General features: G+C 35.0%; 26 protein-coding genes and 1 tRNA gene. 14 read left to right on the forward strand and 13 right to left on the reverse strand.

The annotated features are described in order from the left end of the window. Positions 1 to 16 precede the first annotated feature (16 nt). Together ACVFVN_RS10285 and ACVFVN_RS10290 are read right to left on the reverse strand one after the other, a co-directional pair. On the reverse strand, positions 17 to 982 hold the full coding sequence (locus tag ACVFVN_RS10285; protein WP_456235181.1) for a TQO small subunit DoxD: 966 nt from the start codon (positions 980 to 982) through the stop codon (positions 17 to 19). 43 nt (positions 983 to 1,025) lie between these two features. Continuing rightward, positions 1,026 to 1,319: a hypothetical protein gene (locus ACVFVN_RS10290; RefSeq protein WP_456235182.1), complete on the reverse strand. Its 294-nt coding sequence runs from the start codon at positions 1,317 to 1,319 to the stop codon at positions 1,026 to 1,028. A gap of 348 nt (positions 1,320 to 1,667) precedes the next feature. On the opposite strand from ACVFVN_RS10290, the gene leuS reads away from it, so the two are divergent. The 10 genes from leuS (at position 1,668) to ACVFVN_RS10340 (ending at position 11,523) form a co-directional block, all read left to right on the forward strand. Next, on the forward strand, positions 1,668 to 4,490 hold the full coding sequence (gene leuS, locus ACVFVN_RS10295; protein WP_456235183.1) for a leucine--tRNA ligase: 2,823 nt from the start codon (positions 1,668 to 1,670) through the stop codon (positions 4,488 to 4,490). A gap of 276 nt (positions 4,491 to 4,766) precedes the next feature. Continuing rightward, positions 4,767 to 5,630 carry a MotA/TolQ/ExbB proton channel family protein gene (locus ACVFVN_RS10300; protein WP_456235184.1) on the forward strand — a complete coding sequence of 288 codons (864 nt, stop codon included), beginning with the start codon at positions 4,767 to 4,769 and terminating at the stop codon, positions 5,628 to 5,630. Positions 5,631 to 5,705: 75 nt separating this feature from the next. Further along, positions 5,706 to 6,305 (forward strand): ExbD/TolR family protein, encoded by a 600-nt coding sequence (locus ACVFVN_RS10305; RefSeq protein WP_165136407.1) that lies wholly within the window; start codon positions 5,706 to 5,708, stop codon positions 6,303 to 6,305. Positions 6,306 to 6,314: 9 nt separating this feature from the next. Beyond that, positions 6,315 to 6,860: an ExbD/TolR family protein gene (locus tag ACVFVN_RS10310; protein ID WP_165136410.1), complete on the forward strand. Its 546-nt coding sequence runs from the start codon at positions 6,315 to 6,317 to the stop codon at positions 6,858 to 6,860. Positions 6,861 to 6,896: 36 nt separating this feature from the next. Then, on the forward strand, positions 6,897 to 7,742 hold the full coding sequence (locus ACVFVN_RS10315; RefSeq protein ID WP_456235185.1) for an energy transducer TonB: 846 nt from the start codon (positions 6,897 to 6,899) through the stop codon (positions 7,740 to 7,742). A 62-nt stretch (positions 7,743 to 7,804) separates the two neighbouring features. After that, the gene (locus ACVFVN_RS10320; protein WP_228455864.1) at positions 7,805 to 8,002 is read left to right on the forward strand and encodes a C4-dicarboxylate ABC transporter; all 198 of its coding nucleotides are present in this window, start codon (positions 7,805 to 7,807) and stop codon (positions 8,000 to 8,002) included. Further along, the gene (locus ACVFVN_RS10325; protein WP_456235186.1) at positions 7,992 to 8,864 is read left to right on the forward strand and encodes a PstS family phosphate ABC transporter substrate-binding protein; all 873 of its coding nucleotides are present in this window, start codon (positions 7,992 to 7,994) and stop codon (positions 8,862 to 8,864) included. Before ACVFVN_RS10320 ends, ACVFVN_RS10325 begins: the two co-directional genes overlap by 11 nt. 95 nt (positions 8,865 to 8,959) lie before the next feature. Next, positions 8,960 to 10,612, forward strand: coding sequence for a tetratricopeptide repeat protein (locus tag ACVFVN_RS10330; protein ID WP_456235187.1), 1,653 nt, complete (start codon positions 8,960 to 8,962; stop codon positions 10,610 to 10,612). Positions 10,613 to 10,690: 78 nt separating this feature from the next. Then, positions 10,691 to 11,407, forward strand: coding sequence for a bacillithiol biosynthesis deacetylase BshB1 (gene bshB1 / locus ACVFVN_RS10335; protein ID WP_165136422.1), 717 nt, complete (start codon positions 10,691 to 10,693; stop codon positions 11,405 to 11,407). A gap of 39 nt (positions 11,408 to 11,446) precedes the next feature. Further along, positions 11,447 to 11,523: transfer RNA gene (locus ACVFVN_RS10340), tRNA-His, on the forward strand. Positions 11,524 to 11,780: 257 nt separating this feature from the next. Here the strand turns inward: ACVFVN_RS10340 and ACVFVN_RS10345 are convergent. Genes ACVFVN_RS10345 through ACVFVN_RS10360 form a run of 4 tightly spaced genes read right to left on the reverse strand, consistent with a single transcriptional unit; the run spans position 11,781 to position 15,807 of the window. After that, on the reverse strand, positions 11,781 to 12,839 hold the full coding sequence (locus ACVFVN_RS10345; RefSeq protein WP_456235188.1) for a DUF3810 domain-containing protein: 1,059 nt from the start codon (positions 12,837 to 12,839) through the stop codon (positions 11,781 to 11,783). Then, positions 12,823 to 14,577, reverse strand: coding sequence for an MFS transporter (locus ACVFVN_RS10350; RefSeq protein ID WP_456235189.1), 1,755 nt, complete (start codon positions 14,575 to 14,577; stop codon positions 12,823 to 12,825). The genes ACVFVN_RS10345 and ACVFVN_RS10350 overlap by 17 nt, the downstream gene beginning before the upstream one ends. A 27-nt stretch (positions 14,578 to 14,604) precedes the next feature. Further along, entirely contained in the window at positions 14,605 to 15,342 is a 738-nt protein-coding gene (locus ACVFVN_RS10355) for a lysophospholipid acyltransferase family protein (protein ID WP_456235190.1), read from the reverse strand. 6 nt (positions 15,343 to 15,348) lie between these two features. Next, positions 15,349 to 15,807: a GtrA family protein gene (locus ACVFVN_RS10360; RefSeq protein ID WP_165136431.1), complete on the reverse strand. Its 459-nt coding sequence runs from the start codon at positions 15,805 to 15,807 to the stop codon at positions 15,349 to 15,351. 214 nt (positions 15,808 to 16,021) lie between these two features. Between ACVFVN_RS10360 and ACVFVN_RS10365 the strand changes: the two genes are divergently transcribed. Further along, positions 16,022 to 17,128: a GEVED domain-containing protein gene (locus ACVFVN_RS10365; RefSeq protein ID WP_456235191.1), complete on the forward strand. Its 1,107-nt coding sequence runs from the start codon at positions 16,022 to 16,024 to the stop codon at positions 17,126 to 17,128. 49 nt (positions 17,129 to 17,177) lie between these two features. Here ACVFVN_RS10365 and hemL read toward each other — a convergent pair whose 3' ends face one another. From hemL to ACVFVN_RS10400, 7 genes are all read right to left on the reverse strand, one after another. Next, positions 17,178 to 18,461: a glutamate-1-semialdehyde 2,1-aminomutase gene (hemL, locus tag ACVFVN_RS10370; RefSeq protein WP_456235192.1), complete on the reverse strand. Its 1,284-nt coding sequence runs from the start codon at positions 18,459 to 18,461 to the stop codon at positions 17,178 to 17,180. A gap of 83 nt (positions 18,462 to 18,544) precedes the next feature. After that, positions 18,545 to 19,609: a glucosaminidase domain-containing protein gene (locus ACVFVN_RS10375; RefSeq protein ID WP_456235193.1), complete on the reverse strand. Its 1,065-nt coding sequence runs from the start codon at positions 19,607 to 19,609 to the stop codon at positions 18,545 to 18,547. A 34-nt stretch (positions 19,610 to 19,643) separates the two neighbouring features. Continuing rightward, a complete protein-coding gene (locus ACVFVN_RS10380) occupies positions 19,644 to 20,549 on the reverse strand; it encodes a 1-aminocyclopropane-1-carboxylate deaminase/D-cysteine desulfhydrase (protein ID WP_456235194.1) in 906 nt (301 codons plus the stop codon). 36 nt (positions 20,550 to 20,585) lie between these two features. After that, the gene (locus ACVFVN_RS10385; RefSeq protein WP_456235195.1) at positions 20,586 to 21,539 is read right to left on the reverse strand and encodes a transketolase family protein; all 954 of its coding nucleotides are present in this window, start codon (positions 21,537 to 21,539) and stop codon (positions 20,586 to 20,588) included. Between the two features lie 37 nt (positions 21,540 to 21,576). After that, positions 21,577 to 22,428, reverse strand: coding sequence for a transketolase (locus ACVFVN_RS10390; RefSeq protein ID WP_456235196.1), 852 nt, complete (start codon positions 22,426 to 22,428; stop codon positions 21,577 to 21,579). Positions 22,429 to 22,515: 87 nt separating this feature from the next. Further along, positions 22,516 to 23,028, reverse strand: coding sequence for a hypothetical protein (locus ACVFVN_RS10395; protein WP_456235197.1), 513 nt, complete (start codon positions 23,026 to 23,028; stop codon positions 22,516 to 22,518). Beyond that, complete coding sequence (locus tag ACVFVN_RS10400; protein WP_456235198.1) at positions 23,015 to 24,595, reverse strand: sodium:solute symporter; 1,581 nt, start codon at positions 24,593 to 24,595, stop codon at positions 23,015 to 23,017. The genes ACVFVN_RS10395 and ACVFVN_RS10400 overlap by 14 nt, the downstream gene beginning before the upstream one ends. A gap of 116 nt (positions 24,596 to 24,711) precedes the next feature. Here ACVFVN_RS10400 and ACVFVN_RS10405 point away from each other — a divergent pair, with 116 nt between their 5' ends. The 3 genes from ACVFVN_RS10405 to ACVFVN_RS10415 all read left to right on the forward strand — a co-directional run bounded on the left by ACVFVN_RS10405 (position 24,712) and on the right by ACVFVN_RS10415 (position 26,433). Beyond that, positions 24,712 to 25,281, forward strand: a complete 570-nt coding sequence (locus ACVFVN_RS10405; RefSeq protein WP_456235199.1) for a YceI family protein — start codon at positions 24,712 to 24,714, stop codon at positions 25,279 to 25,281. 119 nt (positions 25,282 to 25,400) lie between these two features. Next, positions 25,401 to 25,763: a hypothetical protein gene (locus ACVFVN_RS10410; RefSeq protein WP_456235200.1), complete on the forward strand. Its 363-nt coding sequence runs from the start codon at positions 25,401 to 25,403 to the stop codon at positions 25,761 to 25,763. A 79-nt stretch (positions 25,764 to 25,842) separates the two neighbouring features. Then, positions 25,843 to 26,433 carry a TlpA family protein disulfide reductase gene (locus ACVFVN_RS10415; RefSeq protein ID WP_456235201.1) on the forward strand — a complete coding sequence of 197 codons (591 nt, stop codon included), beginning with the start codon at positions 25,843 to 25,845 and terminating at the stop codon, positions 26,431 to 26,433. The last annotated feature ends 10 nt before the right edge of the window (positions 26,434 to 26,443 follow it).

The following is a 26,443-nucleotide window of genomic DNA, read 5'->3' on the forward strand; positions in this document are numbered from 1 at the left end:
CTTTCGGCTCTTGAGTTTATTTTGAAATCTCAGCTTTCCATGTGATGCCGCTGATGTCGGTTAATATAATTTGATGAACAGGTTGGTTGATTTCAAAGTTTATATTCGCTTTTGCGCCAAGTGGAAATAGCAAACTGTGTTGGTGTGGTTTTATTTTCGCAACATAATAATTGTGTATTTGTTCCTTTTTTAGATTGCTGAGATCTTCCATGTTTAAGGATTTAACGGTGTTTCCCAATCGATCTACAAAATCGATTTTTATTAAAAAAGATCCGTAAACATCCGCGCCTTCAATTCTCATAACTTCAAAACTGACTTTGTTTCCAATTTGTTTTAAATTCGTGATTTCCAATTTTGGCTTTACAGATTTGTTGTGAAGTTTTCCGTAAACACCACCATGGAAAACTTGGTTTGTGTAAAGTGTTAGTCCGAATATTAAAAAACTGATGGCTAAAAATGCTGTGTAGAATTTTAGATTTAATTTTTCATTCCATGTTTCTTCGTTTAGAATAAAATTTTTGGAAAGTCCATCAATCGAAAATTTGCCACCACCCAATTGAAATAAGGTAAATCCTCCAGCGATTCCTAAAACGCCAATTTGCCATTCGTCTAAGCAAGTTGTCCCAATCCATCCAGAACCGAGTAAAATGCCCAGAGCTAAAGACATTACAACAAGGCTGTTGAGTCGGGTTTTGTAGCCGAGCATTAATAATAATCCTACGATGCCTTCCACAATGGTGAAAATCCACATTTTTGTAAGAAGAATTTCAGGATTGCTGACAAGGTATTCTATTAAAGGTTTTATAAAAAGGGCATTTGGTAGAAAGTGATTGAATTTTTCGCCAATATATCCAGGAACTTCAGGGTCGAGTTTGTTTTCTAAAATTAGGCGGCGCCAAAATGCGGAAAAATAAGTCCAGCCAATTACCAGACGAAGTGCTAGTCCTGCATTGGGAAAAGCATTTGTAAGAGTTTTGTTCATAATGTTTTATTTAATTAAATGATTTTTTTTCAGAATAATTAAATTAAAACATGGCGATTTTGAGTTGGGAATAAAGTAAGAAAAGACGTGGTTTTGCGAGTTTTTGAGTTTCGCTGAAAAATTTCGTATTTTCTTTGGAGTGTATGTGTTTTACAAAATTGTTGACCGTCGGAAAATCTGGCTGAGTGAATTTTGATAAGGTTTTTAAGCTTTTAACAATTTGCTCATTTTCGGTTTTGTCACAATTAGAATATTCAAAAACTTGAGATTTATTCGGCGATGTTTTATCAAAATTGAAATCTTGCTGTGTTGCAAAATGCAATATGCTTGCTTTCATATTACAAGGCGAAAACAAAATTCCAATTAAAAATAAAATACGCAAGAAATTTCTCATCCGTGCAAAAGTAGGCTTTTATAACGCTGTTATAAAGTTTTCATGCTTTCTTAATATTATAAAATTAGTTAAATATGCAGCAAATTGGTTATCTTTGGAGGTCTTTTTAGAATTTCATAAATCAAATGTGATTCTAAATATTATCTGAAATTTTGGATTTTATCAGAAAAAATATTTTTTAAAACCGATTTGTTTAAAAATTTATATCTTTGCAAAGTGGTTTTTAAAGATGTTAATGTTTGGTAAAGTCAGGATTGATAGAATTATTAACTACCAAATATTATTTTAACAGTGTTTTACGATCATCAGCAGATTGAGCAGAAGTGGCAAAAGTTTTGGGAAGTAGACCAAACTTTCAAAACATCAGACGCAACTTCAAAGCCTAAATTTTATGTACTAGATATGTTTCCGTATCCGTCGGGAGCGGGGCTTCACGTGGGGCATCCACTCGGGTATATCGCGTCAGATATTTATGCGAGATTCAAAAGGCATCAAGGTTTTAACGTGTTGCACCCTGCTGGTTACGATAGTTTTGGATTGCCAGCTGAGCAGTACGCGATACAGACGGGGCAACATCCAGCTTTAACAACGGAGCAGAATATCAATAGATATGAGCAGCAACTTAAAAAAATAGGTTTTTCGTTTGACTGGAGTCGCGAGATTCGGACGTCTGATTCGTCTTATTATAAATGGACGCAGTGGATTTTTATTCAGTTGTTTCATTCATGGTATAATAAATCAACCGATAAAGCAGAGCCTATTTCCACATTAATTCAACATTTTGAAAAGAATGGAACTTCGGGGCTTAATGCTAATCAAAACGAAGTTTTAGATTTTACAGCTGAAGAATGGAGTGCAGCTTCGGAAGAAGATAAACAAGATATATTATTAAATTATCGTTTGGCGTTTCGTGCGGAAACAACCGTTAACTGGTGTCCTGCATTGGGAACAGTTTTAGCGAATGATGAGGTTATTGGTGGTAAGTCAGAGCGTGGCGGATTTCCAGTGTATCAAAAAAAAATGATGCAATGGAGCATGCGTATTTCAGCTTATTCTGAACGATTATTGCAAGGTCTTTCAACTTTGGATTGGCCACAACCTTTGAAAGATTCTCAGGAATATTGGATTGGGAAATCTCAAGGTGCAAGAGTTAAATTTGAAATTGAAAACCAAGATGCTGACAACAACTACATCGAGGTTTTCACAACGCGTCCTGATACAATTTTTGGTTCGACATTTATGGTGTTGGCACCAGAAAATCCTTTGTTGGAAACAATTACAACGGAAGCTCAAAAGGCAGAAGTAGAAAATTATATTACTGAAACTTCTAAGAAAACGGAGCGTGACCGTATGACAGATGTTAAATCTGTTTCGGGAGCGTTTACGGGAGCTTATGTTTTTAATCCTTTTTCGGGGAAGAAAATGCCGATTTATATCTCGGATTATGTGTTGATGGGTTATGGTACAGGTGCTGTAATGGCGGTTCCGGCGCATGATGAGCGCGATCACCGTTTTGCAAAGAAATTCGGTTTAGAAATTATTGAAGTGGTTGAAGGTGGTGAAAATATCCAGCAAGACGCCTTCGTTGGAAAAGACGGAAAATGTATTAATTCCGATTTCTTAAATGGATTAAACTTTGATGAAGCTAAAACAAAAATCATTGAAGTTATTCAGGAGAAAGGCATAGGTGAAGGAACGATTAATTATCGTCAGCGTGACGCGATTTTTTCTCGTCAACGTTATTGGGGCGAGCCAGTTCCTATTTATTTTAAAAACGATTTGCCATATACATTGCCAGAATCTGCACTTCCGTTGGAGCTTCCAGAGGTTGAAAAGTATTTGCCAACAGAAGATGGCGATCCGCCATTAGGAAATGCAAAAGATTTTGCTTGGGACGAAGCCAATCAAAAAGTTGTTTCTGTGGACTTGATTGACAACGAAAAAGTTTTCCCAATCGAATTGTCAACAATGCCAGGTTGGGCGGGCAGTTCTTGGTATTTTTTAAGATATATGGATCCGCATGATGATGAGGTGTTCTGCAAAAAAGAATTATCAGATTATTGGGGGCAAGTCGATTTGTATATCGGTGGAAGCGAGCACGCAACAGGACATTTGTTGTATTCTCGTTTCTGGAATATGTTCTTAAAAGACAGAGGTTATATTGAACAAAATGAACCTTTCCAAAAGTTGATTAATCAAGGGATGATTTTGGGAATGAGTGCTTATGTGTTTAGAATTGATGGAACTAATACGTTTGTTTCTAAAAGTTTAGCAAAAGAGCATCAAACTCAAAAAATCCACGTTGATGTTGCATTGTTAAAAGGAACGTCGGATGAGCTGGATACAGAGGCGTTTAAGACTTGGCGACCAGAATTTGCTGATGCTGAATTCATCTTAGAAGATGGCAAATATATCACCGAGCGCGAAGTGGAAAAGATGTCCAAATCGAAGTTTAATGTGGTGAACCCCGATGATATTTCCGAAGAATATGGAGCCGATTGTCTTCGTCTTTATGAAATGTTTTTAGGCCCGTTGGAGCAATCAAAACCATGGAACACACAAGGTTTAAGTGGTGTTTATGGATTTTTGAAAAAATTCTGGAATCTTTATTTTGCAGGCGATGATTTCGAAGTAACAGATGAAGAGCCAACCAAGGCCGAGTATAAAGTCTTGCATACTTTGATAAAAAAAGTTGTTTACGATATTGAGAATTTTTCATTTAACACGTCGGTGTCATCTTTTATGATTGCAGTTAACGAGTTGCAGAAACTGAAATGTAACAAACGTGCAATTCTAGAACCTTTGGCGGTGATTATTTCACCTTATGCGCCACATATCTGTGAAGAATTGTGGAAGCTCTTAGGACATAATGAAAGTATTGAATATGTGAAGTTTCCAAAATTGAACGAAGCTTATTTGGTGGAAGATGAAATCGAATATCCAGTAAGTTTTAATGGAAAAATGAAATTTAAATTAGCGCTTTCGGCAAACTTAAATACGCAAGAAATTGAAGCGATTATTATGAAAGAAGAGCGCGTGCTTAACATTTTGGGAGGGCAAAGTCCTAAAAAATTGATTATTGTTCCTAAAAAAATCATTAATATAGTGCTTTAAAAATAGAATATTGATGCAAATTAAATACCTGTTTAAGTATTTGAAGTGTTTCGATTTTAAAAAAATATATTTAAAATATTACGATATAAATCATAGAGGAAAATAAATAGATGAAGATGTAATAAAAAAAAAAAGAAAAAATATTAATTTAATAATTAGGAAGTGCATATGTCTTATGTAAATTAGTTGTTAATTATTGTTTAAGTATTGCATTTTTAATTTATTTGACTTTATTTTACACAATTAAAATTTATAACAATTATAATTTAGTTTAATATGGAAATGAATGTTTCGAACACAGATGAGCAAGTGATTGCTAAAAAAAAGGGAGGCCTTAATCCGGCTATAATTTTACCAATTCTTTACTTAGTTGCTTTAGCTATTTATTTATTAGTACTAGGTAATCCGTCTAACTTTGCTGCTAACCCAAAAGTAACGGGTGCATCAGTAGCTTTTTCGGAGGTAGAATCTAAAGAATTACACCCAGAAGGATTTATGGGTATTATCTACATGGGTGGTCCAGTAGTACACGTTCTTATCCTTTTCATGCTTACAGTAGTTGTGTTCTCGATCGAGCGTTTCTTAGTATTAGGGAAAGCTGCAGGTAATGGTAACTTAGATAACTTCGTAATGAAAGTTAGAAGCTTACTTAACCAAAACAAGATTGATGAGGCTATGGATGAGTGTGACAGACAAAAAGGTTCTGTTGGTAATGTTGTTAAAGAAGGTCTTACGACTTACAAAGCTTTAGCAAAAGACAACACGCTTAACAAAGAGCAAAAAATGATCGCTCTTAACAAGTCAATCGAGGAGGCTACAACTCTTGAAATGCCAATGTTAGAAAAAAACATGAACATTCTTTCTACATTAGGTACAGTTGCAACCCTTATTGCACTTTTAGGTACGGTAATCGGGATGATTAAGGCGTTCCACGCTTTAGGTTCTGGTGGTGGTACACCTGATGCTGCTGCGTTATCAATCGGTATTTCTGAAGCACTTATTAATACGGCTTTAGGTATTGGTACTTCAGCTATCGCGATTATTTTCTACAACTTCTTTACTTCTAAAATTGATGGTTTAACTTATAAGATTGACGAAATCTCTATGAGTATCCAACAATCTTTCGCTGAGTATAACTAAGAAAAACTCAGTTAAATAAAAATTGCTAGCATGCAATTTGTAGTTCAAGAAGTTAGTTAAAGAAATAATAATAAAATGGCGAAAATTAAACCAAAAAGACATGGAGTAGTAACCGACATGACAGCAATGTGTGATGTTGCCTTCTTACTGCTTACATTCTTTATCTTGACCACTCAGTTCAAAAAACCTGATGTGGAGCAAATCAAACCGCCATCCTCAATATCAGAAAAATTGTTACCTGATGCAAGTCTTATGACCATCAACGTAACACCAGAAGGTAAATTCTATTTTACACCAGTAGATAACGGCTCAGAAAGAGTACAGTTATTAGAAAAAATGGGTGCTAAATACGGAATGACTTTCGACGATAAAGAAAAGGTGGCATTTGCAAAAGTGCAAACAGTCGGTGTTCCGATGAATCAGCTGAAAGGTTATTTGAAACTGAGTGATGATCAAATGAAAACTTTTAAAGCAGATAAAGGAGTGCCTTTGGATAGCGTTAATAAGCAAGTTATCGATTGGGTAGAACAAAGTTTGGCTGTTAATCCTAGTTACAAGTTAGCTATCAAAGGAGACGTAACAACAAAATATCCAAAAGTTAAAGACTTATTTGAAGGCTTGAGAGATATAGATTTTCTTAAGTTTTGGTTAATAACATCTCAAGAAGGGAAATAATAAATAGAAATGGCAGAAGTACAAGTACAAGAAAAAGGCGGAAAAGGCGGTAAGGTACGCTCCAAAAAGCAGAATACCAGAGTCGATATGACGCCGATGGTGGACTTAGGGTTTCTATTGATTACCTTCTTCATGTTTACCACAACATTCAGTAAGCCTAATGTGATGGATCTTGGTCTTCCGGCAAAACCGAAAGATAAAAACCAGACACCACCGGATACTGAGATTAAATTGAGCAATTCGATCTCAATTATTATTGGGAAAGATAATAGAGTTTTCTATCATCAACAAGATCAAGCAGGTCTTAACGACGAGACTTTGAAAGAGACAACTTATGATAGAGAAGGGATTACTAAGATAATAGAGCAAGCAAAAGCTGGTGCGGCAGATCAAAATATGTTTACAGTGATCATTAAGCCAACAGATGATGCAGTATATAAAAACTTTGTAGATATTCTTGACGAAATGGCAATTACTAAAAACGAAAGATATGGGGTTACCGATATCAAACCTTGGGAAGTTGCTATTTATAAAAAGAAAGTAGGAGAACAATAATCTTCAGCTACAAATTAATTCTTAAATATTAAGAAAATGTCAGACAATTCAAATTACAATCCAGATAATCTATCATTAGATGAGATTGTATTTCAGAATAGAAATAAGGAGTATGGTGCTTATGAATTAAGAACAGACTATCCGAAATTATTGACTAAGTCATTCATTTTAGGAACTGTTTTCTTCTTCCTTGCTGTTGTTACACCTTTTGTTTATCTGAAAATTCAACAGATGAACGCTAAAGAAGCCACTGAAGTTGATGCGAATCTTATTGAGATTTTGCCAGATCAACCAGTCTTAGAACAACCTAAAGAAGAGGAACCACCTCCACCACCTCCACCAAAAGAGGAGCCTGAGAAGATTGAAATCATTCAGAATGTTGTTCCTGAGCCTAAGAGAGAACCAAAAGTAGAAACGCCTCCACCGCCAATTACAAAACAGCTGGAGACAACTACAGGTCTTATTAATCAGGAAGGGGTTAAGAAGCCAGATTTCACACCGCCACCGCCACCACCATCTACTGGTAAAGGTGTTACGATAGAGGCAAAACCAGCTGTCAGCACAACCGAGGTATATGATTCAGTTGACCAATCAGCAGAATATCCTGGAGGAATGAATGCACTTAGGAGTTTCTTATCAAATAATTTCGACACTTCCTTATTTGATGGAGGTGAAGGTAAATTGACCGCTAAACTTCGTTTTGTAGTAGAAAGAGATGGTACTGTTTCTGATGTTAAAATAATACAGAAATCTGGTAACAATGATTTTGATAACGAAGCGATAAGAAATGTTAAAAAATTAAAAAAGTGGAAGCCTGGTAAGAAAGATGGGGAAGCCGTAAGATCATATTACGGAATTCCTTTTACGATGGATTTTCAATAATTAGCATTTATTAACATAAGAAAGAGAGGCTTCGGCTTCTCTTTTTTTGTATCTTTGTTTTTATGATGTTTAATTGGTTATCAGTGGTTACCGGATTCTTTTATGCCGTTTTAGGTGTTGTGGTAATTATTTATAAATTTTTTGTTGTCCCAATAGAACCCAATTTAGCTTATCCTTTGGGTGCACTTTTAGTGGCTTATGGAATCTTTCGTATTTTTCGTGCTATTAAAAAAATTAGAGAAAGCCGTTATGAAGAATAGTTTTTTAGTAGTTTTTGTTTTCATTATTATTTTTTCTTGTAATAAATCAAAATCTGAACCTTTGGATACGCCCGCTCAAGGTACAATTACCATGGAGGCAGACGAGTCTTTCAAAAGTGTTGTTGAAGCACTAACAGAACGTTACATGGCGCTGAATCCGAGTACAAAGATTAATGTTACTTATAAAAAAGAAGATTTAGGCTTTCTAGATTTATTAGATCGAAATACAAGGCTTGTTGTAATGTCTCGTAATTTGACTAAATCTGAAAAAGAAGCTTATGATAAGAAGATTGATTTACCTTGGCAACCAGCGAAATTCGCGGCTGATGCATTGGTCTTTGTGGTTTCTAAAAATAATACATCACTAAAAGAGCTTTCTGTTGATGATATAAAACAACGAATTTCATCTGATGAAAAAACTTTAATTTTTGACGGTGCCAATTCTAGTAATATTAATTTTATTGCTCAAGAATTTAATGTTAAAGCATCAGCTTTGAAATATTCTGTTATTAAAAGCAATGAAAATATTGTTAAAGAATTAGACAAATATCCAGATAAAATAGGGGTAATTAGTCTTAATACAATTTCCAGACCTTATGGTGAAGAAGCTATTAAACTCCGAGAAAAGATTAATATTTTGCCTATAGTTGATAAAGGCGTGTCTTATACACCAACTGTTGACAATTTACAAAATATGCAATATCCTTTTACTAGGGTTTTATACTTTATTACAAACGAAGGTTATTATGGCTTGGGTAATGGTTTCATAAGATTTGCATGTACGCAGTTGGGACAGATTGTTGTTGAGAAAGAAGGTTTGCAACCTTATAACATTTATCGCCGCGAAGTTCAGATGCGTTAATATTAACAAAATTTACAATTTCAAAATTATTTTTGGTCTGAAACTTGTGTTTCACTCCATGTTCAATATTTAAATAAACTAAAAATAAATTTATAATGAATTATTCTAAGAAAATTGTTTTGACAGCTGCTGTTGGATTTTTCTCGCAGTTTGCGTTTGCACAATCAGTACAAGAAGGTGTGGTGTATGTAGACAGTCATAAATATGCAAAAGCAAGACAAAACTTTAATGATCTAATTACGAAAGATCCCTCTGCTAATAATTATTTTTATTTAGGAAATACTTACTTAACTCAATTCGAGCCAAATTTTGATAAAGCCAAAGAATATTTCGATTTAGGTTTAGCTAAAGATCCTAAAAGTTATTTAAACAGAGTAGGTTTGGCGTCTATCAAAATAGGGAAAGGTGACAAGTCTGGTGAAAATGATCTTCGTCAAATTGTAAAAGATTCTAGAGAAAAAGATGCTGAAGTTTTGTACCGTGCAGCAGAAGCTTTAACAATTTATGAAAAAACAAATAATCCTGATTTAGCAATTGAGTTCCTTAATAAAGCTATTGAAAGATCTCAAAAAACAGGCGTACCAGCTAACTATTATTATACGCTAGGTGACGCGTATAGACTAAAATCAACCAATGATCCTAAATTAGCAGGAAATGCACTTTCTGCCTACGAAAATGCATTGCCAGTAGCTAAGAACAAAGCTTCGGTGTATACAAGAATTGCGACATTGTGGATGGCGGCTCAACAATGGCAAAAAGCAAAAGACAATTTGGATAAAGCGATTGCAATTGATCCTTCATACGCACCAGCTTACAAAGCGATGGCAGGATTTAACATGAAGTATCAAAGAAATGCAGAAGCTACTCAAAGTTTGGTTAAATATTCTCAGTATGCAGATGAAGACCCTTCTACACAGTTAGAAATTGCAAAATTATATTTCATCAATGATGATTATGCTAATGCTAAAACGACTTTAGATAAAGTATTTGATAAAGTTGATGATCCTATTAAGTATAAACTTCGCGCTTATATACAATATGGTTCTGGAGAATATGCTGCAGCTAAGGAGAATTTAGACAAATTTGTTAGTTCTGTTGATAAGGCAAGAGTTTTACCAGCGGATCAAGGCCTTTATGGTTTAATTGCTGCAGGTATAGCAAAAGACGAAAAAGACGAAGCTAAAAAAGCAGAATTGGAAGCGATGGTTCAATCAAAAATTGTTATCGCTAAAGCTGCGAAAGACGACACAATGAAGTGGGATGAAGAATTAGCAAAAATAAAAGGAGGTTTCAGCGCAGCAGCAGCTGACCAAGGTCCAACAAATCCACAGATTGAAGCACTTAAACAAAAAGTAGCTGCAACCCCAGATGATACAACATCTTTAGCGCATTTGGCACAAGCATACCAAGAAGCTAAAAACTGGAATGGTGCTGTGTTAACTTGGCATAAGCTAACTTCGTTGCTTCCAGATTGGGCACCCGCTTATAATTCATTAGCTTATGCTTATCAGCAAGGAGGTAATACCGATTTAGCTTTAGGCGCTTATCAAAAATATATTGATTTGACTTCTAAAAATCCTGCAGACATCGAGGCTAACAAAGAATCACTTTCTTACGCTTACTTTGCAATCGCTTATTTTAATAGAGATTCTGATAAGGTAAAAGCAAAAGAATATGCAGATAGAGCTGTGGTACTTAACCCAACTTATCAAGATGCTGTTAACTTAGTGAAATATTTAAGTAATTAATTTACTTAACATAAAAATCCCGCAACCAATTCTTGCGGGATTTTTTTATTTATGTTTAAATTTGAAAAAAATAATTAAATGAAAGTCGATATTCTTGCTATTGGTGCGCACCCGGACGATGTAGAGTTAGGTTGTGGAGGGACTTTAGCTAAGCTGATTGCAGAAGGCAAGAAAGTAGCCATAATAGATCTTACACAAGGTGAATTGGGGACGCGCGGGACTAATGAAACTAGAGCCGGTGAAGCTGCTAATGCTGCGGAAATTTTGAAAGTTTCTGCAAGAGAAAATCTTAAAATGGAAGATGGATTTCTTAATAATTCTAAAGAATATCAACTGCGAATTGTAAAAATGATAAGAAAATATCAACCAGATATTCTCTTAGCTAATGCTATCGATGATCGCCATCCAGATCATGCCAAAGCTGCAAAACTAGCTTCTGATGCCTGTTTTCTTTCGGGGTTAAGAAAGATAGAAACAGAAATTGATGGCCAATCTCAAGAAGTGTGGCGACCACGCTTGGTTTTGCACTATATCCAATGGAAAAATGTAACGCCAGACTTCGTTGTTGATATATCAGATTATCTCGATACGAAAATAGAAGCGTGTATGGCTTATAAAACACAATTTTATGATCCTACTTCTAACGAGCCAATGACGCCAATTGCCACAAAAGACTTTCTGGAGAGCCTAACTTATCGTGCCCAAGATTTAGGAAGATTATCGGGAGTTGCTTATGCTGAGGGGTTTACGTGTGAAAAATTAATAGCCGTTAAAAATTTTGATAATTTTATTTGATAGTTAAAAATATTGTTCTATATTTGCACACGCAAAACGGTGATTGTAGCTCAGTTGGTTAGAGCGTCGGATTGTGGTTCCGAAGGTCGTGGGTTCGAGACCCATCATTCACCCCAAAAAAAGCATCCTAAATCTAGGATGCTTTTTTATTTTATGTTACAAATGTTAAATTTGAAATGTAAATATCTCATTTGTAATAAATTAATTTTTAAGATAATTTATTTGTTGAAAATAATGAATTAAAGTTTTTTTTATTAAATAATATGTTATACATTTACAACGCCTTAGAAAAGCAGTAGTGCGAAGCAAAGGCAATAAATTTTTTTTCATCATTTGTGTTTTTAGAATCGTATCTATGATACGGTTCTTTTTTTTATGTCTCATAGTTGAGTAGCAAATAAATGAAATAGTTATAGGTGACGCTTCCTTCTTGCCGATTCGATTTTAAAAATAAATTATTCGTCCAACTAAAAATACTGCTTAAAATACTGTCGTGCTGATCTCTGAAAGCCAACTCATTATTACGATCTCGCCGCATTTTCTCCGAATATTGTTCTAAAATAGTTTTAACCCAATTGGGATCAACTTGTTGAATATTTATTAATATATTTTTTAATGCGTATAGATTGGCAGAATACCGCAACTCCGCTTTGTCAGAATATTGACAAGTTAAAAATCCGATAAAACTAGCTTCTTGTTCTCGCGCATATCCTAGTTGATGAGCAGCTTCGTGAGAAAGTGTAAAAGCTGTGTAGCTGTCGGGTAAATTGGCGTCATACTGCGCTTCTCCAGAAAACGGATTGTAATAGCCCAAAATTCCAGTATAACTCATAATGTGACTATAAATGCTCGGTTTTAGATTGACAAAGTTTGTAATTTGTTTTTGATTGAATTCTGAAGGGATTTTGGATTGCGCTGCGATAATGTCGGTTTTAGATTGTTCAAAATTTTTAAGTTCAAAAACACCACTTTTATTCTCCTGAAGGACTTCGCGATCCTGAATGCAGAGTTTAAGATATTTTATTGATAAAGATTTTAATTTTTCAATCGGAATTTCTTTTTTAGTATCAACTTGCATAATAGGTGGCTGAAAGTACATCATACCCCAGAATATTTGATAAACAAAGTATAAAATGTTGAGACTTATTAATAGTTGAATTACTGATGATTGACTTTTCTTTTTTATTATTAAATATAATTTGTAAACTAATCCAACAATCAAGAGTATGTACAGAATATCGCCAACGGAAGTGGTGATTTTACTAAATAAAGATTGATGAAAGGCTTTTTGCCATTCGTAAAATCGTACGAAATACTGAACAGTGACTTCTGATAAAGAAAGAAGATAGAATGTAAGAATTTGGGCAAGCCAAAGGCTTGCCCAAATTATATTTCGTTTATTTAAAAATGATTTATTATTCAATCGATTCATTAATTACGATATTTTGTTTTTTCAAAATTTTTGGGGTTATGTAACCATAAAATGCGATGTATAGAAAACACAGCGCCGGAATAATATACGAAAAATGTGTATAAGTCATTCCAAAAATTCCGTTTTCGCCAGATGTGCTGTTATCGATATCGCAGATCGCACCTTGTACCAATGGAACAATACCACCACCCAAAATCATCATGATAAGAAAAGATGAGGCTTTCCCTGTATTTTTTCCCAGCCCAGCAATGGCCAAATCAAATATGGCAGGCCACATAATGGAGCAGAAAAGACCACCCGAAATCAAGAAATATTTTGCGATATTTTTGTCAGGGTAAAACAAACCACATATCATCATAAGAATTCCTGCAAGACCAAAAATCATTAAAGTTTTTCCCGCGTTTTTTCCGCCAATAAAACTCATCAATACGAAAATTAAAATCCAAATAGGGTAGATGTAGAAAGAGCTTACATCTTTTCCACTCAAGTTATTAGCGAAAATTATAATCCCAAAAGCAATGAATGGTACAACGAATTTTAAAATCAAATTGATGCTTTTTGAGGTGTTAAAAACATTGATGCTCCCATTCCAACGTCCAATCATTAAACTTCCCCAATACAAAGAGATAAATGGCGCTATATTGTTTTCTAAAACACTTCCGAATTCTCTCGTATGTAATAAAGCGGGAAGATTACTAATAATGGAAACTTCCACGCCGACATATAGGAAAATGGCGATCATTCCTAAAATAAGTTGTGGATATTTTGCAATGTTAAATTTCTCTGGAGCTTCATCAATTTCGGCTTCTTCCTCTTTTGCTGGATCTTCAATTTTGGAAAACAACATAAAAATCGCAACCAATATAAATGCAATGCCCAATACTAAAAATGGTATTTTAACCATATCCATTTTTTCTTTTACAAACTCCTTTGGATAAAGTGTATTTGCAGATAGTTTCTTTGTGGTGTCTAGTTGTTTTGAAAGTTCATCTAGTTGTTGTTCAGAAGCTGTAGTGTTTGCTTCTAATGCAGAAAGTCCACTGTTAAGTTGAGCGATTTGCTCATTGACTTTAGTTGCGGTTTCTAGTTTTTCTTTGGAGGCAACATGCGTATCTTTTTTTAAATCAAGAATATTGTTTTCTAGTTCGGTTTTTAAAGTGTTGTATTCATAAACCAAAGTTTCGGTTTTGCTAAGATCGCTAGGGATTACTTCTTTTTTATTTCCAGTTCCGAAAAGTGCAATGCCCACCAAGATTGGGCCTATTGTCGTCCCGAGCGAGTTAATACCGCCAGCCATTGTTAAACGGTGAGCGCCCGTATTGGGACTTCCCATTTTAATTGCTAAAGGATTGGCAACAATTTGCTGTACCGAAAAGCCTAAACCTACAATAAATAAAGCCGATAAGAAAAACCAAAAATTAGCTGTAGCTGCGGCAGGGAAGAATAAAAATGCCCCAATTGCCGAAATCACAAGTCCTACAGAAAGCGTTTTTTTATAGCCAAACTTTTGAAGAAGATCGGTTTTGAGAGACATTAAGAAAAATATCACCGATCCTACAAAATAGGCAGCATAGAATGCCCAAGCTACCAACTGCGATTCTAATTGTGATAAGACAAACCATTTTTTAAAAACCGGGATCAAAATATCGTTACTTGCTGCAACAAATCCCCAAAAGAAAAATACAATAACCAAAGACGTAAACTGCGACCACTTGGTTTGTTCGTTATTTTGATTCATTTAATAAAAATATGTTAACAAATATAATTATTTATTAATAAGATAATACTTGTTTAGAATATTTTTAATGTCTTGATATACTGTGTTTTTTAATTCCGGTATCGATGTGCCTGGCTCGTATATACCGTTGAAATAGGCTTTTGCAGAACCTGGATACCCTTTTTTATTATTAAACGGAAACATTTCTTTCAGTCCAGCAAATGTGAAGGATGCAATAGGGAAATGGTGTTTTGTGGATAAAATAAAGGCGCCATCTTTGAAATCGTCAAGAAGCACATGGGTGTCATCTGGTACTCCGCCTTCTGGGAAGATAACAATGCTGCAACCTTCCTGCATTTTTTCTGCACAACGACGATAGACATCGGCACGACTTCGGGCGCTGCTTCGGTCCACCATAACACAAACACGTTTGTAGATTGTGCCAAAAATCGGAATTTTCACCAATTCTTTTTTACCTACAAAACAAAGTGGGTGATCCGGAACGAGAATTAACATTAGCATAATGTCCATGATGGAGGTATGGTTGGAAACAAAGACATATTGTTGGCTTTTCAAAATTTTCTGCTTCGAAATATTAATACGTTTGTACCGCATTCCCATCCCGAAATACATGGAATATGCCCATAGCCTAATAAATTTATAAGCGTATTTATAATGACCTTTTCTGTAGGATAATAGATACACAGGAATTCCCCAAATGATAGTGAATACCAATCCTATAATAATCATCCAAACACGCCAAAGTATGTTGAGTAGGATTGTCATCGTTAGCTATCCGTTAAAAATTACTCTTTTTTTGATGCTGTAGTTAAGAACCGAAACCGTGATAATGGCAGCAATTTTACTAATCATTTCTGGAGAGAATGTGAAAAATTTAGCATCAAAATAACTTGTGAAGACGTAGTGGAAAAATATCTGGAACAATGCTAAACTTAAGATGGTTGACATTGCAGAAACTACCATGAAATAAACAAATTCTCGACTTTTGGAATATTTTCCTCTTTCAAAAACAAACCAAATACTCAAGAAATAATTGGTGATAATGCCACAGCTTGTTGAAAAAATATTGCTCAAAGGATATTTTATACCATATAGATTATATTCCCACGAAAATACTTTGGGAATGCTAAGGCTAAAGATTTTAAAGCTCCCGATCTCAACAATGGCACTCAGTCCACCGGCGATAATAAAAAATAAAACTTGTTTCTGTTTTAAAATCAATTCTTTCATTCGGTGCAAATTTAGACTTTTAATGTTAAAAAAGTAAAATTCATTAATATTTTAAAAAATCAGTATTAAAGTCGTGTGAAATACGTGGACTCAATTTTTTAAGTTCCAATTTAAAACCTTTTGTACATACTTTGTAACGATATTGCTAATTATTAAAATACTTTTCTAAGTTTTGTTTTTATACCTTCGCGCTTGTTAAAAAATAGATATTATTATGAAGAATTTTTTATTTTCTCTAAGTGTGTTATCTCTAGGGAGTATTGTCAATGCACAAATTTCGGGTTGTACAACCGCGCCTAACGGAGCTTATCCTTCCGCTGTAGTTACGCCAGTTTGTAATAATAGCTCGGAAGTTGTTGCAGAATGGGGTTTTACGGGAGAGTACACTTTGGTGAAACTGACAAAAGATGTTTCCTATGAATTTTCAGGAACGATGGATTATGGACAGCCTTTTATAACAATTGCTGAGAATACGGACAATCCTACAGTTTTAGCCTCAGGTACGGCGAAACTTGTCTATACGCCAGAGGTTGACAAAGTGGTAAGGTTTTATACACACCTTAATTCTAGCTGCGGAAATAACGATTACGAATTCGTGGATAGAAAAGTTAAATGTTTTATAGACGTGCGAGATTCGTATTGCGAACCAACGCTAGACTGTTCTGATGGCGCAGTTATAAAGAATGTAAAGTTTGCTGATTTAGATAACACTTCAGCATGTTCAGCAAATGGTTTTAATGATTTTACTACAAAAAAAGCCAATGTTGAAAAAGGAAAAACCTATAATTTTGAAACTGAAATTGGTTATGGCTGGTACAATCAATCTGTTTCTGTATGGATAGATTACAACAAAAACTTTTTGTTCGAGCCAGATGAGTTTGTTTACATCGGAACAATTGACCAAGGTATTTTATCGAAAAATATCAGCATACCTACGGACGTGGCAAATGGCGAATATAGAATGCGTGTAAGATTGGCAACGGTTACAGAAACAGGCGCTACACCCAGCAAAGCTTGTGATATGAATGATATTTATGGTGAAACCGAAGATTATACAATTAATATCGTTGATTATCTGGCTACAAACGAAATTTCAAAATCTGAAATGACTATGGCGCCAAATCCTGTTACAGATTTACTAAACATTACGACATCTGCAAAGATCTTGGAAATTAATATCGTAAATACAAATGGGCAGATTGTAAAAACGGTAAAATCTAGAAATCAAATCGAATTTAAAACTCTACCAGTTGGTGTTTATATTGTTAATGTTAAACTCGATAACCAAAAAATTATCAGTAGAAAAGTTGTTAAAAAATAAATTTAACTACATAAAAAATCCCCACAAATTTGTGGGGATTTTTTATGTTTTAAAACTGAAAATTTCTAACGGCTTCCAGCGTTTTATCGATTTCAGCATCTTGAATAGCTGACGAAATAAACCAAGTTTCGTAGCCACTTGGCGGAAGATATATGCCGCTGGCTAACATCTGTTGGAAAAAGTTGTTGAAAATACAAGTGTACACAGAGTCGTATGCATCTTGGAAGTTGGCAACTTTACTCGTTTCAAAGAAGATGGACATCATACTTCCTTTTCTGTTGATACGGTGACGAAGCCCTTTTTCGTTGAGAATTTTTCCAATTTCGAAATCTAAAGTTTCTGTCGTTTTATTGATTTTGGTATAGAAATCCGCATCGGATTTAATAAGTTCTAAGGTTGTAAGACCAGCACGCATTGCCAGAGGATTTCCACTTAAAGTTCCTGCTTGGTAAACAGGCCCGTTTGGTGCAAGATAATCCATGATTTCTTGACGAGCTGCAAAAGCACCTACTGGCATTCCGCCACCAATAACTTTTCCGAAAGTTACAATGTCGGCATCTACCCCAAATACTTCTTGTGCACCGCCAAAAGCTAGTCTAAAGCCAGTCATCACTTCATCAAAAATCAACAAAGCACCGTTTTCTGTACAAAGTTTTCTTAGGTTTTGTAAAAAATTATTTTCGGGCAATACACAGCCCATATTTCCAGCAACGGGTTCTACGATGATAGCAGCAATTTCGCCTTGGTTATGGCGGAAAATATCTTCAACATTTTCGATGTCATTGTAGTTGGCAATCAAAGTATCTTGTGCTGTTCCTTTGGTAACGCCTGGTGAATTCGGATTTCCGAATGTTGCTGCGCCACTTCCTGCTTTTATTAAAAATGAATCCGAGTGCCCATGATAACAACCATCGAATTTGATGATTTTGTCTCGTCCAGTAAAACCTCTTGCAAGACGAATGGCACTCATACAAGCTTCAGTTCCTGAAGAAACCATTCTTATTTGGTCAATATTCGGAACATTTTTTACGATGAATTTTGCAATTTCAGTTTCTAGCTCAGTAGGGGTTCCGTAAGAGAAACCATGTTCTGCTTGTTTCTGGATCGCTTCCAAAACTTCTGGATGCGTATGTCCCAAAATGGCTGGCCCCCAAGAGTTGATGTAATCGATATAAGTGCGGTCGTCAGCGTCCGTAAGGTAAGCACCTTTCGCTGACTTCATAAAAACAGGAACACCTCCAACAGATTTGAAGGCTCTTACTGGTGAGTTAACACCGCCTGGAATATAGGTTTTTGCCTCATCAAATAAGGCAGAACTTCTTTGATATAACATGTTTGTTATTGATTTTTACAGATTGATTTAAATAAAAACACTTCAAAATAGATGATGCATTGTTTATTAAAAATAGTTAAAAATTAGCTTCTTGGTTTTTTACTTTTAAGATAAATAAGTTGACCAACGCGAGGTTGTTGTCCTTCGTTCATTCGGTTTTTGGAATAAAGTTTACTCAATTTAATTCCGAATTTCTGAGAAATATTGTGCATGCTTTCACCAGTTTCGGCTTTGTAGGTGTCGACATTTCCAGAAGAAGATTTGCTATCCAAGAAAACGATATCATTTTTTTTGAGTTGGTTGCTGTTCAACTCGTTGTACTTGATAATCTTTTTCTCGCTAATCCCGAATTTTTTTGAAATGGTCGCCACATCAGTATCTACTGGAACAATGAAAAACTTCATGCCACCATTAGGATGGTTTTTAACCAAAATATTTTTTAAAAGTTGTGGGGCAGAAAGACTTTCCACTTGTTTGTCTACATTTTTTTGATGTTGAGCAAAGGATGTTTGTTCGTATTCCGTTCGGATAGTTGGTTTTGTTGCCTTGGCATTGGTTTTATTTTGATCCATTTGGGCCATAAAAACGGCATCGTTGTCAAGTCCAGGATATAATTTTAAAATTGCGTAATAAACTTGATCTGTTGTTGTATTATCAAATTCATACAATTTATATTTTTCAATTTTGCTAATTAAAATATGGGCGTAACGTGGATTGGTAGCGTAACCTGCTTTTTTAAGACCATGTGCCCAAGCGCGATAATCTTTCATGTCCAAATCAAACAACTTGGTGTAATATTTTCTAGTTGCAAGAAAAATAGAGTGGTCTTCATAAGATTGCCTCGGATCGTCGTACACACGGAAACACTCGTTGGGCGCATCATCTGTATGTTTCATGGTTTTTCCCGTCCAGTCTTCTTTGCATTTGATACCGAAATGATTGTTGCCTTGTTGTGCCAATCGACTTTGTCCGCCACCAGTTTCTAAAAGACCTTGTGCTAGAGTGATACTTGCGGGGATTTTATATTTTTCCATTTCTTCAACGGCATATTTTGCAAATCGTTGGATGTATTGATCTTCTGTTTTCCAATTTTGAGATTTTGCAAAACTTATTGTCAGGATACAAACTAGAGCAAATACTTTCTTCATAATTGTTTTATGTTTCAAAATTTTTAATAAAGAATTAAAACTGAATTAGTCTTTTATTCTTTTTTTGAAGTTGTTGGTTAGCACCTTCGATGCCTTGTAATCCACCGGTGTGGAATGTCAAAATTTTTGTCTCTTTTTCGAAATAATCTTGTTCGATAAGTTCAATAATTTTTTGCATCATTTTCCCTGTATATATAGGCTCGAGAGGAACTTGATGTTGTTTATAAAAATTATTTATAAAACGAATATTATCATCTGTTATTTTACCATAACGTGCTTCTTTAGCATTAATGAGTTCAAAATTTGATTTTCCCGACCATTTTTTAATTTGATCTTCGAGGCTGTCATCTTGGACAACTTTTATCCCGATTACTTTTTGATGATGTTCTGCAAATTTTGAAATCCCAGCTATTGTTCCACCAGTACCAACCGCGCTGCAAAGATAATCAAAATCTTTAGTATGGGAACTGAGCATCCATTGTATGCCTTCTACAGCGAGATGGTTGCTGCCGCCTTCGGGGATGACAAGTGATGTTGGAAATTCCGTTTGCAATTCTAGTTTTAAAAGCTCTTTATCTCGGTATTTTTCTCTGGAAAGGAAACGAAATTCCATGCCGTTTTCTAAGGCTTGACGAAGTGTTGGGTTTTCGGAGATTTTGTCTTTTAATTCTTCACCCCGTATAATACCTAGACTAGGGAAATTTAACTGTTTTGCAACTGCTGAAACGCTAACGATATGATTAGAAAAAGCACCACCAAAACTTATCAATTTTGGATTGATGTTATTTTGTTCGGTATAGTTTTTAATATTATAAAAAAGTTTCCAATATTTATTCCCAGAGATTTTTTGATCGATAAGGTCTTCTCTTTTTATCCAGAGTTCTACACCTTTGATGTCATCAATTTTCTGGATCGGAATATTGTGTTCGGTTGTCAGCATAAGCAAAAAAAATCCGCAACTAAGTGCGGATTTAATTTATTTAGTTTTGTTAATAATCGTCTTAACCGCTTCAATAACTGCGTGTGAGTCGATTTTGTATTTCTTCATCAATTCAGCAGGCGTTCCAGATTCTCCAAAAGTATCATGAACTGCTACAAATTCTTGAGGTGTTGGTCTTCTTCTTGCCAACATTCCTGCAACAGATTCGCCCAAACCACCTAAGTAATTGTGTTCTTCGGCTGTTACAATTTTACCTGTTTTTTCAACTGATTTTAAAATGATTTCTTCATCCAAAGGTTTGATCGTGTGGATGTTGATGATCTCGCAAGAAATACCTTCTTTTTCTAAAACTTCAGCAGCTAAAAGGCTTTCCCAAACCAAGTGTCCAGTAGCAACAATTGTTACATCTGTACCTTCTTGCAACAAAATGCCTTTACCAATTTCGAAAGGCATATCTTCTGGAATGAAAACAGGAACAACTGGACGGCCGAATCTTAAATAAACCGGTCCATCATGTTCTGCTGCTGCAAGAGTTGCTGCTTTTGTCTGGTTATAATCACACGGGTTGATAACGGTCATCCCTGGAAGCATTTTCATCATTCCGATGTCTTCCAAAACTTGGTGTGTTGCGCCATCTTCTCCCAAAGTAAGACCTGCATGAGAAGCCGCTATTTTTACATTTTTACCAGAATAAGCAATCGATTGACGAATTTGGTCATAGACGCGAGATGTCGCAAAGTTGGCAAAAGTTCCAGCAAAAGGGATTTTTCCGTTAATTGTAAGACCTGCAGCGATACCCATCATATTGGCTTCTGCAATCCCAATTTGGAAAAAACGTTCTGGCGCTTTCTCGATGAATTTCTCCATTTTAAGAGAGCCAATAAGGTCAGCGCAAAGTGCTACAACATTTGGATTGCTGTCTGCTAATTCCGCTAGTCCAGCTCCAAATCCTGATCTTGTATCTTTTTTTTCTGTATATGTATATTTCATTAGGTTCTGTATTTAGGTTGTTGATTATAAAATGTTATTAATAGTCTGAAGCTTCATCCAATTGAAGTTGTTGAAATGCTTTTTCTAATTGCTCATCGTTGGGCGCTTTACCATGCCAAGCGTGAGAACCCATCATATAATCTACACCTTGTCCCATTTCTGTATGTAACATAATGGCAACAGGTTTTCCGTTTCCAGTTTCAGCTTTTGCTTTTTCCAAAATAGCGATAACAGCTTCTAGATCGTTTCCGTTTTTCTCTTCTAAAACCAACCATCCAAAAGCTTCTAATTTTGCATGAAGATCTCCTAGGCTTAATACATCATCTGTATCACCATCGATTTGTCTTCCATTATAATCTATTGTTGCAATGATGTTGTCTACTTTTTTCGCAGCGCCATACATTAAAGCTTCCCAGATTTGACCTTCTTGTAATTCGCCATCACCGTGAAGTGTATATACGATAGACTTGTCACCATCTAGTTTTTTAGCTTGTGCAGCACCCAGTGCAACTGATAAACCTTGGCCTAAAGATCCTGACGCGACACGAATTCCCGGAAGACCTTCGTGCGTTGTTGGGTGACCTTGAAGTCTTGAGTTTAATTTTCTAAATGTTGCTAATTCTGAAACAGGGAAGAAACCAAATCTTGCTAAAGTACTGTAAAACACAGGGGAAATATGCCCGTTGGATAGGAAGAATAAGTCCTCGTTCTTACCTTCCATTGTGAAAGGCAATTTGTAGTTCATAACTTTTCCGTATAGCGCAGTGAAATATTCTGCACATCCTAGAGATCCTCCTGGATGCCCACTGTTAACCGCGTGCACCATTCTTAAGATATCTCTTCTGATTTGCGTACTTAGGCTCTTTAGCTCTTCGATATTTTTACTCATTTTTAAATTTTTTCGTGTTGCGAATTTACGATTTTAGTTTTTGTTTTTAAAAACTTAGTAGATGATAATTGCTTATTATTTGAGAACTTAGCAACCTTCGTTCATGCCAACGGCGATTTCAACGACTACATTGTTCTCTAGTGTGAAGGTGAGATAAGTGCCAGCGTCAAAATCGGTAAGTGAGAAAAAAGATTGTTTGTCCATTTTTCCGTTTTCATCTTTGTATTGATGCATTTCGAAATTGGGGTAATTTCTATAAGTGTCTATTAGTTGATCTCTTGTATTGCCAACACCCATGCCACTTTTGGTTTTGAATTTTGAACTTTTTGTTTTTATTACATAGATCTGTTTAGCCATGGGTTTGTTTTCTCCTATCCATTGGTCCATGAGTATTACATCTACATTTTCTCCGTACAAGTTAACTTTATTTGTTTTTTGATAATCTTCAAAAATTTGCAAATCTTTTTTAGCGATTTTATCTGCTTCAGTTTTAGACATAAAAACTTTAAAATCTCCAATTCTTAAAGTTGATATTTCAAAATTTTGTGCCAAAAAAAATTGACAAAATCCTAATAATAACAATAGGCTAAACTTTTTCATATTGCGCGGTTTTTGAATTTTTAATTAAATATAATCCTAGAAAAGTTAAAAATCCGTTAAGAACAATAAGTTCAACACCGATTCTGTAATTTGTGTAATGGCTTACAGCAAAGTTAATAATATAGGTAAGAACTGGTGCTACCAAAGTTATTGCCAAAATACTTCCTTTTTGGGAAATTTGATATTTTGTGAAAATTCCAAATGCGAATAATCCCAGTAGCGGTCCATAGGTGTAACCAGCAACTTCCATGATGAGATAGACAATCGATTTGTCGTTTATCGCCTTGAAAATCATAATTAAAGCAAAGAAAATTACTGTGAAAATTAAATGGACTTTCATACGAAGACGTTTTTTTTCTTTTTCAGATTTTGTTTGGTCTTCATTGATGTTAAGGATATCCACACAGTAAGAACTCGTCACTGCTGTGAGTGCGCCATCCGCAGATGGAAACAAAGCTGAGATAAGTCCAATAATGAAAATCACCGAAATGAAAATCGGGAAATAACCTTGCAAAGAAAGTGCTGGGAAAAGGTCGTCTCCCATAATGTTGGTGATATTACCAGCCGCATCTTTCATCCCAAAAACATTGGAAATGCTTTCTTGTCCGTTAATGATGTTGGTGATTTGTGCATATTCGGCACCATTTTGCAATGCAAATAAATACAAAAGACCACCTAAAAATAAAAATGCAAAATTCACGATTAACAAAGTTCCGGCAAAAGTCAGCATGTTTTTCTTAGAATTTTTGAGATTGTCCACAGAAATGTTTTTTTGCATCATCTCTTGATCCAATCCTGTCATTGCAATAGTGATGAACATTCCTCCAATGATGGTTTTCAAAAAGAAGGTTTTAGAATTGACATCGGTATTAATAAGATGCGTATAATTTTGTTTTTCTAAAAGTGAATAAGCTTCTCCGAATGAAATGTTAAGATGATTCAGAATATATATAATACAAGCTGCCAAACTAATAATCATGAAAGATGTTTGCAAAGTATCGGTAATAACAATTGTTTTAACACCACCTTCAAAAGTATAGAGCAGTACCATTAATAATAAAACCAAAGCCGTTAACCAAAATGGAATTCCGATCTGTTCGAGTAAGAAAATCTGTAAAACATTTACCACCAAATATAATCGTGCTGTTGCGCCAATAGCTCTAGAAATGATAAAAAAGAAAGAGCCAATTTTGTGCGCTTCAACATTGAATCTTTTTCCGAGATAGGTATAAATCGAAGTCAAATTCATGCGATAATAAAGCGGCAGAAGAATGGCTGCAACGATGAAGTAGCCAATGAAAAAGCCAACAACCATCATGTAATATTCGAAACCACCAAACGGATAATCGCCAGCCGTCATTTTGCCAACTGTGCCAGGTACAGAGATAAAAGTTACGCCAGAAAGACTGGTTCCAATCATCCCAAAAGCTACAAGCCACCATTTACTTTTTTTATTTCCGATGAAGAAAGATTGGTTGTCCGAGTTGCGGCTGGTGAAGTACGAAATCACCAATAATCCGATAAAATATGCAAATACAAAAAGTAGTAATAATGTAGCAGGATTCATTCTTAAAATTTAATTGAAAACAAAAATAAGCTTTTACAGAGATTTATTATCATACATCAAGCGTCTTTTTTAATAATGGAATTAATTTTGCATAAGCTTTTAAAAATCAATTTATTATGAAAAAATTATTCTTATCTTTTATGTTGTTGTTAGCGACGACTTTTACGTTTGCACAATCAACTTGGTCTGTTGACCCGATGCACTCATCATTCAATTTCAATATCAAACATATGGGGATTAGTTTTGTACAAGGGCGTTTCGATAAGTTTGATGGTTCTATTTTAACACCAGGCGTAGATCTTAAAGATGCGAAATTCGATTTTACAATTGATGTTGCATCTATTGATACAGATGTTGAACCCCGTGATAATCACTTGAAAAGCGCAGATTTTTTCGATGTGGAAAAATTCCCAAAAATGACTTTTAAAAGTACAACAGTTAACAAGGCTAAAGGGAATGCTTATGTTGTCGCTGGGGATTTGACGATAAAAGGCGTGACTAAGCCAATCGTGGTGACGCTAACTTATGGTGGTAAAAACAAAGATCAACAAGGTAACGAAAAAATGGGTATCCAAACCAATTTTAAAATCAACCGTTTCGATTATGGTATAAGCTATGATCCGTCAGGAACGGCGCTAGGGAAAAATGTCGATATCAGCGTATTTGCGGAATTGACAAAGAAATAAGTTTTTTTAGTTATAATGTGTGTGGATCCGTTTTTCAGTTTTTGAGAAACGGATTTTTTTGAATTATAAACTATGTTAAAAATTCGTTTATCCTAATATTTGAAGTTAATTTTGCAACAATGAAAAGTCCTTTTTTACAATCAGATTTCCTGAAAAAGTTCAGCATTGTTTGTCTGGGTCTTGCTATTTTGGCGTCGTCTTGTAGTATGAAAATGGTGATTACCCAATCTCTGAATATCGAAAACTATTCGGGGCAAAGTAATAAATTAACAACGCATTGTTCTTTCTCAGCTTTAGAAAAAGAAGTCGTTAATGTTTTTTCTGAGCAGAAAAAATCACAAGACTTCTCAGACTTTTCTATTATAAAATACAATTTGTCGGCGTTTGGCCACTTTGATAAAACAACATCCAATTTTCCGTTATTGCGCTCCGTTCCTCTTTACATTCTTTATCAACAATTGCGGGCATCTTTGCTTTCATAACTCTTTATCCGCTTTTCTAGTAACTAAATTAGAAATTATTTAAAAATAAAGTTTTATGAATCCGAAAATTAAAAATATAATGAAAAAATCATTTAATATCGTCCTAATTGGACTTGCGCTGTCTATTGTTTTTGTGCCAGAAGTTAAAGCTTATGCACATCAAGGCCTTATGAAATTAGGTTTTTTTCAACCTAAAATAGAATTGCCATCAGAAATTAAGTCCGAAAATAAAAATTATAACAACGGAAAAGAATCCAATTTCCAAATGTCATTTGTTGATACAAAAGGAAATACACTAAGTTTAGAACAACTAAAAGGAAAAGTTGTTTTTCTTAATATTTGGGCAACTTGGTGTGGGCCGTGTATTGCTGAAATGCCTTCTATACAAAAGCTTTATGACAAGTTTAAAGACAAAGAAGATGTTGCTTTTGTGATTTTGGAAGCAGAATCTAATAAAAATAAAGCAGTGAAATTTATGACCAATAAAAAGTTGGATTTACCTTTATATTTTCCTTCAGAAAGTATTCCATCGGAGATTTTCCGAGGAAGTTTGCCAACTACGGTAATCTTTGATAAAAAAGGAAATGTCGCACATGTCACGGAAGGAATGGCTGACTATTCTGGACAAGATATTGTAGATTTCCTCAACCAAGTTCGAGCCATGAACTAAATGAAAATCC

It is taken from the genome of Soonwooa purpurea (assembly GCF_053891095.1).

What these genes read in the sequence shown, in the direction of transcription:
- ACVFVN_RS10285 (WP_456235181.1), bottom strand. Translation starts at nt 982, where the DNA reads ATGAACAAAACTCTTACAAATGCTTTTCCCAATGCAGGACTAGCACTT.
- ACVFVN_RS10290 (WP_456235182.1), bottom strand. Translation starts at nt 1,319, where the DNA reads ATGAAAGCAAGCATATTGCATTTTGCAACACAGCAAGATTTCAATTTT.
- ACVFVN_RS10300 (WP_456235184.1), top strand. Translation starts at nt 4,767, where the DNA reads ATGGAAATGAATGTTTCGAACACAGATGAGCAAGTGATTGCTAAAAAA.
- ACVFVN_RS10305 (WP_165136407.1), top strand. Translation starts at nt 5,706, where the DNA reads ATGGCGAAAATTAAACCAAAAAGACATGGAGTAGTAACCGACATGACA.
- ACVFVN_RS10310 (WP_165136410.1), top strand. Translation starts at nt 6,315, where the DNA reads ATGGCAGAAGTACAAGTACAAGAAAAAGGCGGAAAAGGCGGTAAGGTA.
- ACVFVN_RS10315 (WP_456235185.1), top strand. Translation starts at nt 6,897, where the DNA reads ATGTCAGACAATTCAAATTACAATCCAGATAATCTATCATTAGATGAG.
- ACVFVN_RS10320 (WP_228455864.1), top strand. Translation starts at nt 7,805, where the DNA reads ATGATGTTTAATTGGTTATCAGTGGTTACCGGATTCTTTTATGCCGTT.
- ACVFVN_RS10325 (WP_456235186.1), top strand. Translation starts at nt 7,992, where the DNA reads ATGAAGAATAGTTTTTTAGTAGTTTTTGTTTTCATTATTATTTTTTCT.
- ACVFVN_RS10330 (WP_456235187.1), top strand. Translation starts at nt 8,960, where the DNA reads ATGAATTATTCTAAGAAAATTGTTTTGACAGCTGCTGTTGGATTTTTC.
- bshB1 (WP_165136422.1), top strand. Translation starts at nt 10,691, where the DNA reads ATGAAAGTCGATATTCTTGCTATTGGTGCGCACCCGGACGATGTAGAG.
- ACVFVN_RS10345 (WP_456235188.1), bottom strand. Translation starts at nt 12,839, where the DNA reads ATGAATCGATTGAATAATAAATCATTTTTAAATAAACGAAATATAATT.
- ACVFVN_RS10350 (WP_456235189.1), bottom strand. Translation starts at nt 14,577, where the DNA reads ATGAATCAAAATAACGAACAAACCAAGTGGTCGCAGTTTACGTCTTTG.
- ACVFVN_RS10355 (WP_456235190.1), bottom strand. Translation starts at nt 15,342, where the DNA reads ATGACAATCCTACTCAACATACTTTGGCGTGTTTGGATGATTATTATA.
- ACVFVN_RS10360 (WP_165136431.1), bottom strand. Translation starts at nt 15,807, where the DNA reads ATGAAAGAATTGATTTTAAAACAGAAACAAGTTTTATTTTTTATTATC.
- ACVFVN_RS10365 (WP_456235191.1), top strand. Translation starts at nt 16,022, where the DNA reads ATGAAGAATTTTTTATTTTCTCTAAGTGTGTTATCTCTAGGGAGTATT.
- hemL (WP_456235192.1), bottom strand. Translation starts at nt 18,461, where the DNA reads ATGTTATATCAAAGAAGTTCTGCCTTATTTGATGAGGCAAAAACCTAT.
- ACVFVN_RS10375 (WP_456235193.1), bottom strand. Translation starts at nt 19,609, where the DNA reads ATGAAGAAAGTATTTGCTCTAGTTTGTATCCTGACAATAAGTTTTGCA.
- ACVFVN_RS10380 (WP_456235194.1), bottom strand. Translation starts at nt 20,549, where the DNA reads ATGCTGACAACCGAACACAATATTCCGATCCAGAAAATTGATGACATC.
- ACVFVN_RS10385 (WP_456235195.1), bottom strand. Translation starts at nt 21,539, where the DNA reads ATGAAATATACATATACAGAAAAAAAAGATACAAGATCAGGATTTGGA.
- ACVFVN_RS10390 (WP_456235196.1), bottom strand. Translation starts at nt 22,428, where the DNA reads ATGAGTAAAAATATCGAAGAGCTAAAGAGCCTAAGTACGCAAATCAGA.
- ACVFVN_RS10395 (WP_456235197.1), bottom strand. Translation starts at nt 23,028, where the DNA reads ATGAAAAAGTTTAGCCTATTGTTATTATTAGGATTTTGTCAATTTTTT.
- ACVFVN_RS10400 (WP_456235198.1), bottom strand. Translation starts at nt 24,595, where the DNA reads ATGAATCCTGCTACATTATTACTACTTTTTGTATTTGCATATTTTATC.
- ACVFVN_RS10405 (WP_456235199.1), top strand. Translation starts at nt 24,712, where the DNA reads ATGAAAAAATTATTCTTATCTTTTATGTTGTTGTTAGCGACGACTTTT.
- ACVFVN_RS10410 (WP_456235200.1), top strand. Translation starts at nt 25,401, where the DNA reads ATGAAAAGTCCTTTTTTACAATCAGATTTCCTGAAAAAGTTCAGCATT.
- ACVFVN_RS10415 (WP_456235201.1), top strand. Translation starts at nt 25,843, where the DNA reads ATGAAAAAATCATTTAATATCGTCCTAATTGGACTTGCGCTGTCTATT.